Annotated in this window: 8 protein-coding genes and 1 tRNA gene; all 9 read right to left on the reverse strand. The window is 52.8% G+C overall.

Annotation, left to right across the window (positions count from 1 at the left end; genetic code table 11):
• Positions 1-182: 182 nt before the first annotated feature.
• The 9 genes from J7L64_08060 to J7L64_08100 all read right to left on the reverse strand — a co-directional run bounded on the left by J7L64_08060 (position 183) and on the right by J7L64_08100 (position 9,320).
• A complete protein-coding gene (locus J7L64_08060; protein ID MCD6452296.1) occupies positions 183-908 on the reverse strand; it encodes a pyridoxine 5'-phosphate synthase in 726 nt (241 codons plus the stop codon).
• 21 nt (positions 909-929) lie between these two features.
• Positions 930-2,255, reverse strand: coding sequence for a phosphoglucosamine mutase (gene glmM, locus J7L64_08065; GenBank protein MCD6452297.1), 1,326 nt, complete (start codon positions 2,253-2,255; stop codon positions 930-932).
• 17 nt (positions 2,256-2,272) lie between these two features.
• A complete protein-coding gene (locus J7L64_08070) occupies positions 2,273-3,202 on the reverse strand; it encodes a hypothetical protein (GenBank protein ID MCD6452298.1) in 930 nt (309 codons plus the stop codon).
• The gene (cdaA, locus tag J7L64_08075; protein MCD6452299.1) at positions 3,199-4,044 is read right to left on the reverse strand and encodes a diadenylate cyclase CdaA; all 846 of its coding nucleotides are present in this window, start codon (positions 4,042-4,044) and stop codon (positions 3,199-3,201) included. The genes J7L64_08070 and cdaA overlap by 4 nt, the downstream gene beginning before the upstream one ends.
• A complete protein-coding gene (folP, locus tag J7L64_08080; protein MCD6452300.1) occupies positions 4,045-5,253 on the reverse strand; it encodes a dihydropteroate synthase in 1,209 nt (402 codons plus the stop codon).
• Between the two features lie 75 nt (positions 5,254-5,328).
• Complete coding sequence (gene ftsH, locus J7L64_08085; GenBank protein ID MCD6452301.1) at positions 5,329-7,227, reverse strand: ATP-dependent zinc metalloprotease FtsH; 1,899 nt, start codon at positions 7,225-7,227, stop codon at positions 5,329-5,331.
• A gap of 43 nt (positions 7,228-7,270) precedes the next feature.
• On the reverse strand, positions 7,271-7,798 hold the full coding sequence (hpt, locus tag J7L64_08090) for a hypoxanthine phosphoribosyltransferase (protein ID MCD6452302.1): 528 nt from the start codon (positions 7,796-7,798) through the stop codon (positions 7,271-7,273).
• Positions 7,798-9,186: a tRNA lysidine(34) synthetase TilS gene (gene tilS / locus J7L64_08095; protein ID MCD6452303.1), complete on the reverse strand. Its 1,389-nt coding sequence runs from the start codon at positions 9,184-9,186 to the stop codon at positions 7,798-7,800. The genes hpt and tilS overlap by 1 nt, the downstream gene beginning before the upstream one ends.
• Before the next feature lie 57 nt (positions 9,187-9,243).
• Positions 9,244-9,320, reverse strand: a tRNA-Met gene (locus J7L64_08100).
• Between the last annotated feature and the right edge of the window lie 254 nt (positions 9,321-9,574).

The following is a 9,574-nucleotide window of genomic DNA, read 5'->3' on the forward strand; positions in this document are numbered from 1 at the left end:
CTTCTATAACAAAAATAAATCAAAGAAATTTCTCTGTCAATATAAATTTTTTTTAAACCAAAAAACATAAACCATCTCTATATAAAAAGAGGGGAATTATTCCCCTCCCTCTCAATAAAACAACCTATAGCGTTTATCAAATAAAGATACTAATGGAGACCGCCTCTCCTCTCAGGGTTGTCTCAACTTCGAGGTGTCTCAAGAAGTGCCTTCATTCTCCTTACCGCTTCGGCAAGTCCGATAAGAGCGGCGTGAGCTATGATGTTATGCCCTATATTGAGCTCCTCGATCTCGGGGATATCGGCTATCTCCCGGACATTTCTGTAGGTAAGACCATGCCCCCCAAGAACGCGAAGCCCGAGCTCCCGCCCAAGCTTGGCGGAAGCGATTATCTTATCGAGCTCCTTCTTCCTCTCCTCCTCCGTCCTTGCCTCAGCATAGCGACCGGTATTTATCTCGACAGCATCGGCACCGATCTCCGCTGAGGTTCTTATCTGCTCCTCAACCGGATCAACAAAGATACTCACCGTAATCCCGCCAGCTTTAAGCTCGCGGACCGCCTTCTCCATCACCTCCCTATTCTTCACCACATCGAGGCCTCCTTCGGTGGTTACCTCGTCGGGCTTTTCCGGAACTAAGGTGGAGGTATCCGGCTTCTCCCGGAGGGCGATCTTTATCATCTCTTCGGTAGGTGCCATCTCGAGGTTGAGCCTCGTCTTTACCACCTGTCGGAGTAATCTAAGGTCCCGCTCCTTTATGTGTCTTCTATCCCCCCGAAGATGAACCGTTATCCCATCGGCACCGGCGAGCTCAGCGATAACCGCCGCCTGTACCGGATCGGGCTCGTTGGTCTTTCTCGCCTCCCTGATGGTGGCGATGTGATCGATATTTACCCCAAGTTTAGTCATTTATCCCCTCCCTAACTTATTCTAAGAGGAAAGTTCTCGCTCTATCACCTGGGAAATTCTCCGAGCGACCGCCTCTATCTCATCCTTATCTTCCCCTTCGACCATCACCCGGGCGAGTAGCTCAGTGCCAGAATAGCGGACGAGCACCCGCCCTCTGCCTGAGAGGGCTTCCTCCTCCCTCCTTATCACCTCGGATATGGCAGGGATTTCGGAGAACGGCGGTTTGCTCTTAACCGGGATATTCAGCAACACCTGAGGGAAACGGGAGAAACCCTCGGTGAGCTCGGAAAGGGAGGCTTTCTCCTCCCGCATCACCTCGAGCACCCTGAGAGCGGTGATGATCCCATCCCCGGTAGCGGAATAACGGGAGTAGATGATGTGCCCCGACTGCTCCCCACCAAGGGAGAGGGAAAGCTCTCTCATCTTCTCCGCCACCTTCCTATCGCCCACTCCGGTCCGCAGCAGTTCTATCCCGGAGGCAGAAAGAGCCCGCTCCAAACCAAGATTGCTCATCACCGTAGCCACCACCGTATTCCGAGCAAGCTCCCCCTTCTTCTTGAGGTAGCGCCCCGAAATATAAAGGACATCATCGCCGTCGAAAACCCTGCCATAAGCGTCAACGAACATCGCTCGATCACCGTCTCCATCGAAGGCGATGCCGAGATCAGCTCCCTCCTCCTTCACCCTCTCCGCCAATACCTCGGGAAGAAGGGAGCCACACCCTTCGTTTATGTTGACCCCGTTTGGCGATACGAAGTAGGCGGAGGCAGAAGCACCAAGGGCGGAAAAGACCCTGGGGGCGATGTCGTAGGTAGCTCCATTGGCACAGTCGAGGGCGATCCTCATTCCGGAAAGATCGACCCCGGTATCAAGCAGGTACTGGAGATAGCTGAGTGAAAGCTCCGCAGGCGGGGTGAACTGAATCAACTCACCCCTCCCAGGAGCAGAAAGCGAAGAAAGCAATCGCTCAAGCTCCTGCTCGAGCGCATCAGCGAACTTATTTCCTTCGCCATCGAAGAACTTTATCCCGTTATCGGGATGGGGATTATGGGAAGCAGAGATGGCACAGCCAGCGGAAAAACCAAACCGCCTTACAAGATAGGAGACCGCTGGAGTGGGAAGGATACCCGCCAAAGCAACCTTTGCCCCGGCGGAAGAAAGCCCCATAGCAAGCGCCCTCTCCAGATCCTCGCCAGAATCCCTGGTATCCCGGGCGATCACCACCACCCGCTCCCCTCTCCCGAGCATCTCACCTAAAGCAAAGCCGATCTTCCTCACCGTCTCCTCATCCAAGGGGAACTCCCCCGGAACCCCTCTTATCCCATCGGTGCCGAATATCCTCTCCATTCTCGGTTAAAGCCCCCTTATTGCTTTGATATCGTTACCTTTACCTCTTTAGGTATTATGGATATTATCCTAAGGTTTCCCTTCTTCCCCGATATTATATCCACCTTAGGGGAAACCATATACCCCATTGCGAGAGGAACAAGCCCTTTTCCATAAACCACCGCCCTAAAGTCGGACGGTCTAAGCCGCTCCAGAAGGGAGGAAGGTCCCTCCACCACCACCGCTATCTTCTCCGGCTGGAAGCTCGCCCGATAGGAGCTTCGCACAAGCTTAACGGGGATACCTTCTATCCTTCGTCGTTCTATCCTCTCTCCGATCTCCACCGACACCTCGGCATAACGATCCCCGAGCAACCGTACCCTTGGGTTGGGAACCACCAATCTGACCCGCTCACGGAAGGAGCTCGCCCGCTCCGCTACCGAGACCGGGGTGGTCAAAACCTGATCAAGCGAGGCAACTTCGCTTCTCGCCCCTTCGACTATCACCTGCTCCGGGGATACGGATACCCTTCGCACCGCAAAACCTGATTTCGGTGTTCCCACCACCGAGGGCACCACTGGGAGCTTCCTCGCCATCTTCTTCTCTATGGTAAGCTTTATCTGTGATGGAGAAACCTTAACCACATTAGCCCCCCCAGGAAGATGGACGAGATCGGCGGTTATGGGTATTATCTGCTCTCCTTCCGTCACCTTGGAAAGATCTACGATGACATTTATCTGGGCTTCGCTCAACCGGCTGAGGATCACATCGGGCGCCTGCACCCTAACATCGACCGTATCGGGGTATTCCCCAGCAATAGCCAACTTGCCGGGAAGACCTGCGAGTTGAAGGGGTACCCGAAAATCCATAACACCGCGATTGCCACCACTCACGATGAACCAGAGGAAGATGGCGATAAAGAGAGAGATGAGTTTCAAAGAAAGATTGGCAAAGGGATTAAACCTCATCTCTCTTCCTCCCTTTTCTCCCCCCTCTTGAGGAGCCAGCCGAAGAAACCTCGCCCTACGGGCTTCTTCTTCTCTACCTCGAAGATGGTGTAAAGATCGCGCTTCAAAGCTACCGGTGAAAGCCTCCTCCTTATCTTGCCCTTATAGGCGTATGAGATCTCCCCCCTCTCCTCGGACACAACGAGACAAACCGCATCCGTTTCCTCGGAAAGGCCTATCGCCGCCCGATGCCTTGTGCCCAAACGCCGGCTGAGATAGGGATTGGAGGTGAGGGGAAGAAAGCAGGAGGCAGAGGCTATCTTGTTCCCCTGGATGATCACCGCTCCATCATGGATGGGGGACTTCGGCTGGAAGATGGAGACGATGAGGTCATAACTCACCAAAGCATCGAGCCTTATCCCCCCTTCGATGTAGCTCCTTAGCCCGATGTTCCTCTCAAAGGCGATGATCGCTCCGATCTTGCTCCCAGCAAGGGTGGTGGTAGCCAGCACCACCTCATCTATCACATCCTCCATCCCCTTAAGATGCGAGCGCGGGTGGGCAAAGGGATTCCTCCCGAAGATAGCCAGCCCTCTTCTTATCTCCGCCTGGAAAAGGACGATGATGGCGATCACCAGGTAGCTTAGGAAATTGCTCAGAAGCCAGTTGAGCGTCCTCAAATTGAGCGCCTGAGAGAAGTAGTAGGCGACGATGATGAAGGCGATGCCAAGGGCGATCTGGACTGCCCGGGTACCCCGAATGAGGAGCAGTATCTCATAGATAAGAAAGGCGACAAGAAAGATATCGATGAGGTCACCTATGGTAAACTGAGATATGGAAAGAAAACTGGAAAAAAATCCCATCTACATCCTCGCTTCCCTTATCTTCTCCGCTATGGTGATCACCCTCTTCATCGCCGCCACATCGTGAACCCGGATGATATCGCCCCGATTGAGCACGATAGCGGCAACCGCCCCCGCCGTCCCCTCGAGCCTTTCTTCTGGCGGAAGATCAAGCACCTTCCCGATAAACGACTTCCTCGAAGGACCGACAAGCACCGGGCGCCCCAAGGACCTAAACGCCTGCAACATCTCTATTATAAGGTAATTATCCTCAACATTCTTGGCAAAACCGATACCGGGATCGATCACCACCTGCTCTTCGGAAACTCCTGCCTCCTCCACCTCCTTCATCTTATCCTCAAAAAAGGAGACTATATCGCCGATGAGATCCCGATATGGTGGGCGTTTATGTCTTCTCTCCGGAGGATTCGGCATATGCATTATGATCAAACCCGCTTTATACTCCCTAATCAGAGGGAGAAGCTTCTCCCCTTGGTAGAGCCCTCCAACATCGTTCACAATATCCGCTCCCACAGCAAGCGCCTCTTTCGCCACCTCCGGCTTATAGGTATCTATGGATATCAAAGCCTCTGTTTTCTCCCTTAGCTTGGTTATCACCGGAAGCACTCGGGAAAGCTCCTCGGAGACGGAGACGAGCTCCGCTCCGGGACGGGAGGATTCCCCGCCGATATCGATCATCTCCGCTCCGGAATCGATCATCATCAAAGCGCGGTCAACCGCCTTCTCTGGGTCTTTATAAATGCCATCGCCAGAAAAGGAATCCGGGGTGATGTTGATCACCCCCATAATAACGGTGCGCGAGCCAAGAGTAAGCTCCTTCCCCCTCGCCTTGAAAGGGATCTCCCTTCTTCCGAAACTGGCGATCATAGAAGAGAGCCTCTCACCCACTCTGGCAAGTCCAAACGGCTGGCGTTTGAGCTTCTCTATAAGCAATCGATACTGACGCAGGGTCCCCGAAAGGAGGACATCGGTCTTACCCTCCCTAAGCTCAAAAGCGGACCGGGAGATGGCAGCTTCCCCCCCTAAGGAAAGCATCTCCTGCTTAAGTATATTCCCTGCTCGAAAATCGAGACCGAGAAGTTTAATGGGGAGATGAAGGAATTTAGACGCCATTATCTCTATCCCGGTAGGATCAACGCCTATCTTCACAAGTTCTCTTTCAGCCTGGTGGATATTGAACAGGGGTAGAAAATAAGAGCAAACCCCCATTTTACTTCCTCCAAGTTTCTCGGAAACCGAGGCAAAAATGAAAAAGAAACGAAGGGCAAAAACTAAAAGCTCAGATTAACCAGCAAACGATTCACCTACTACCGGATGTTTCTTCGGCTTAGTCTTCTTCTCCTTCTCTGTGGCCTTTTCCCCTTGGGCTACTGGTTTTGCCTTTTCAGCAAGGGGTTTACCCTCAAGGATGAGTTTTATCTCCTCAGCGGTGAGCACCTCCCGCTCGAGCAGCGCCTCTGCTATCCTCTCGAGAACCTTTTTGTGATCTAAAATGAGCTTCTTTGCCCGCTCATAATTGGTAGTTACTATCCGCTTCACCTCCTCGTCAATCAGCTCCGCGGTCCGCTCGCTGTACTCCTTGGGGTGGGCGAACTCCTTGCCGAGAAATATGTGCTCATCCTTCCTGCCGAAGGTGAGTGGTCCTAACTGATCACTCATCCCCCACTCACAGACCATTCTCCGCGCCAATTTGGTAGCTCGCTCCAGGTCATTCCCGGCGCCAGTGGTCAGGTCCTTGAGGAATATCTCTTCCGACGCCCTCCCTCCAAGCAATACGCAGAGCTGATCCTCCAGGTACTCCTTGGTGTAGGTATGGCGATCGTCTATAGGGAGTTGTTGGGTCACTCCAAGTGCCGTTCCCCGGGGAATGATGCTCACCTTATGGAGGGGATCGGTCTTGGGGAGGAGCATAGCGAGCAGGGCATGCCCCGCTTCATGATAAGCGGTGTTTTTCTTCTCCACCTCGGTGATAATCATACTCTTCCGCTCCACCCCCATCAGCACCTTGTCCTTCGCCTCTTCGAAATCCTCCATCATTACCTTATCCCGGTCACGACGGGCGGCGAGAAGCGCCGCTTCGTTCACCAGGTTCTCGAGATCGGCGCCGGAAAAACCAGGAGTCCCCCGAGCAAGCACCGAAAGATCGACATCCGAAGCAAGGGGGATCCGCCTCGTATGGACCTTTAATATCGCCTCCCGCCCCTTCACATCGGGCCTATCGACCACTATCCGCCGGTCGAATCTCCCCGGCCTCAGGAGCGCCGGATCGAGGATATCAGGGCGGTTGGTAGCAGCGATGAGGATAACCCCTTCGTTCGATTCAAAGCCATCCATCTCCGCTAAGAGCTGATTCAGGGTCTGCTCCCGCTCATCGTGGCCTCCACCCAAGCCAGCACCCCGATGGCGACCAACTGCATCTATCTCATCGATGAAGATGATACAGGGGGCGTTCTTCTTCCCCTGTTCAAAGAGATCGCGCACCCGAGAGGCACCGACTCCAACAAACATCTCCACGAAATCGGAGCCGCAGATGGAGAAAAAGGGAACATTCGCCTCACCAGCGATCGCCCGGGCGAGAAGGGTTTTTCCCGTGCCCGGAGGACCCATCAGGAGAACCCCTTTGGGAATCCTCCCTCCGAGACGCTGAAATTTCTTCGGATTCTTGAGAAAATCTATTATCTCCCGGAGTTCCTCAAGCGCCTCATCAACCCCGGCGACATCCTTGAAGGTAACCCGCCGTCTGTTCGAAGGGGCGAGTCTTGCCCGGCTCTTTCCAAAAGATAAGGCTTTATTACCCCCAGCTTGCATCTGCCGCATAAAGAAGATCCAGATGATGATGAGCACCACCATCGGCGCCCAGGATAAGAGGGCGGCAAGCCAGGGACTCTGGGAAAGCTCCTTCGCCTCTATCTCCACATGGTGTTTCCTCAGTAGGGGGACGAGACCATTGTAGTTGCTTGGAGAAACAGTATGGAAACGGGTCTTCCCGTCGATATAGGTCCCCTTTATCTTATCCCCCTCGATGACCACCTTAGCCACCCGCCCATGCTCCACCTCGTCGAGGAACTGGGAGAAGATTATCTTCTGCTCAGGACTGGCAGAGACCTGGAACAGGTTCCAAAGAAGAAAGGCTATTATCACCACTACTAACCACAATCTTACGTTCTTGGCAAAAAGGTTCACCTCAATTTCCCCCCACTATATCTATTTACCACAAAAGATTAAATTATTCATCAAAATAAGCGATGTAAGGGAGCTCACGAAGCCGTTCCTGGTAATCGAGCCCGTAACCGAAGACATATTTATCGGGGATCTCAAACCCCACATAGTCAGGAGATAGATCTACTTTCCGCTTGAAAGGTTTATCCAGAAGCACACATACCCGGATCGTACCCGGTCCCTCTTCCTTCAGATGGTTCAGCAGGTAGTTCAAGGTCACCCCGGTATCCAAGATATCCTCGACCACCAACACATCCTTTCCCCTTATGTCGAATTCCGTATCGAAGATGATTATCTTCTTTGAAGATTCACCCACCGCCTCTTCGTCGGTCTTCATCTTGACGAAATCTATCGTCACCGCCACCCCCCTCTCTCTAAGCTCGCGGATGAGATCGGCAAGGAAGAAAAAACACCCCTTAAGTACCCCGAGGATCGCTAACTCCTTTCCCTTATAATCAGCAGCAATCTCGTCAGCCAACTCTGAAACCTTTTTATCTATCTCCTCGGGGGTGAAAAGAATGCGTTCCTTTGCCATCAAAAGACCTCCTCGATAAGAACTATCTCCTTGGTATCGGGGAGCACCTTGAATCTCTCCCCAATCTCGATACCGGCTATCCAAACGATATCTCCATTACTTAAAAAGAGGGGAATACTATCGCGAAGCTTAGCCGGGATCTTTCGAGCAATGAAAAAGTCCTTCAGCTTCTTTCCCCCGGGAGCACCAAGGGGATGGAAATAATCCCCCTCCCGCCGGTTTCTTACCTCAAGGGTCGAGGAAAGTTTCGATCGATCAAGCGCGGCGTAGAGAGGGGAAAAGGTCCTTCCCTCTTCTCTAAACTGCTCCCGGGAGATGATCCTCGCCCGAAACCGACGGCTAAGCTCAGGGATCTCCACCTCACCAGGAATGGAGAAGAGATAACGAAAGGAGACCCTCCTCGTCTCTCTCCGCTCCCGAATTATGAGAGACCCACCCTCCTTAAAGGCGATCAGTCCTCGGGGAAGGGATAGCATTCGCCCCTCGTCCCCCTCAGCAAGCGAAAGGAGAGAATCCACATGATTGAAGGATAATCGGCGGATATCACCCTTCACCCTGAGAAAAGCAAGCCGTACCACCCTCCTCCTCAGAGAGAGAGGAAGGGTAAGAAATCGGGCGATATCGAGAGAGATCCCCCCTTCATCAGTTGAAGCGAGTTCACCCATCCGTTCCATAGCGAGCTCGGTAAGGAATTGATCATCTACCCTGACTATCTCTGCTGCCCGAGAAAGGGTGCTAACCACCTGAGGATTAAAATGCTCCTCAAGATAAGGGATAAGCTCCCTCCTTACCCGATTCCGCATAAATAAGAGGTCATAGTTCGAGGAATCGATCCGATAGGATATCCCCTTTGACCGAAGATAATCGATCACCTCCGTCCTGGCGCTCTCTATCAGGGGTCTTATTATCCCCTCCTCAGTGGTGGGGTAGATAGCAGAAAGCCCCGCCAAGCCAGAACCACGAATCAGCCTCATCAGAAATGTCTCCGCCTGATCATCCTTAGTGTGCCCTATGGCTATTTTATCCATCTTTAATCGTTTCTTCAAGGAAAATAAAAATTTATACCGAGCTATCCTCGCCGCCTCCTCTAAAGACAACCCCTCTGTCACAGCGATCTTGCCCACATCCGCCTTCCCTACCCTGACCGGAACCCCCTTCTTTTTCGCTAAACGGCGTACAAACAGGGCATCCTCCTCCGCCTCCTTTCCCCTAAGCTGATGGTTCAAGTGAGCCACCACCAGGGAGAAGGAAAGTTTATCCTGAAGTTCCAAAAGGATGTGGAACAAAGCAGTGGAATCGGGTCCCCCGGAGAGAGCAACCAATATCCTCTCCCCAGGCTCGATCATCCGATACCGAGATATCGTAGAGGAGACCTTCTCTACCAACATAGGGAAAAATTAAACTCCCATTTCTCTGGAATTGGTTCCCGCGCTTAAAAAGGCTAATGGTGGCGGTGCAGGGATTCGAACCCCGGACGCTGCGGATATGAGCCGCATGCTCTAACCAACTGAGCTACACCGCCACCTTCCCAGCTACTTTATTTATGATATTTCGCCACACACCCCTTGTCAAGGGGTTTCATCTACGGATTATCATCCGAAAGGCTCAATGAATGACCACCTGCAACGGGGAGGTTGCCACCTCCAGGTGAGGCACCGCCTCCATAGGTGGATACCATCCACAGGGGTTCATTTATAGCCGAGGCAGAGGTAGCAACCTTAAAATGTAGGGACAGCCCTTGTGGCTGTCCGACGGGTTACCACCCGCGGGGGTTCA

Source organism: Acidobacteriota bacterium (assembly GCA_021161905.1).
In the GTDB taxonomy this organism is placed as follows: Bacteria; Acidobacteriota; B3-B38; order Guanabaribacteriales; family JAGGZT01; genus JAGGZT01.

Bases quoted from the DNA above. Each gene is read 5' to 3' on its own strand.
- J7L64_08060 (MCD6452296.1), bottom strand. From the start codon at position 908: ATGACTAAACTTGGGGTAAATATCGATCACATCGCCACCATCAGGGAG.
- glmM (MCD6452297.1), bottom strand. From the start codon at position 2,255: ATGGAGAGGATATTCGGCACCGATGGGATAAGAGGGGTTCCGGGGGAG.
- J7L64_08070 (MCD6452298.1), bottom strand. From the start codon at position 3,202: ATGAGGTTTAATCCCTTTGCCAATCTTTCTTTGAAACTCATCTCTCTC.
- cdaA (MCD6452299.1), bottom strand. From the start codon at position 4,044: ATGGGATTTTTTTCCAGTTTTCTTTCCATATCTCAGTTTACCATAGGT.
- folP (MCD6452300.1), bottom strand. From the start codon at position 5,253: ATGGGGGTTTGCTCTTATTTTCTACCCCTGTTCAATATCCACCAGGCT.
- hpt (MCD6452302.1), bottom strand. From the start codon at position 7,798: ATGGCAAAGGAACGCATTCTTTTCACCCCCGAGGAGATAGATAAAAAG.
- tilS (MCD6452303.1), bottom strand. From the start codon at position 9,186: ATGTTGGTAGAGAAGGTCTCCTCTACGATATCTCGGTATCGGATGATC.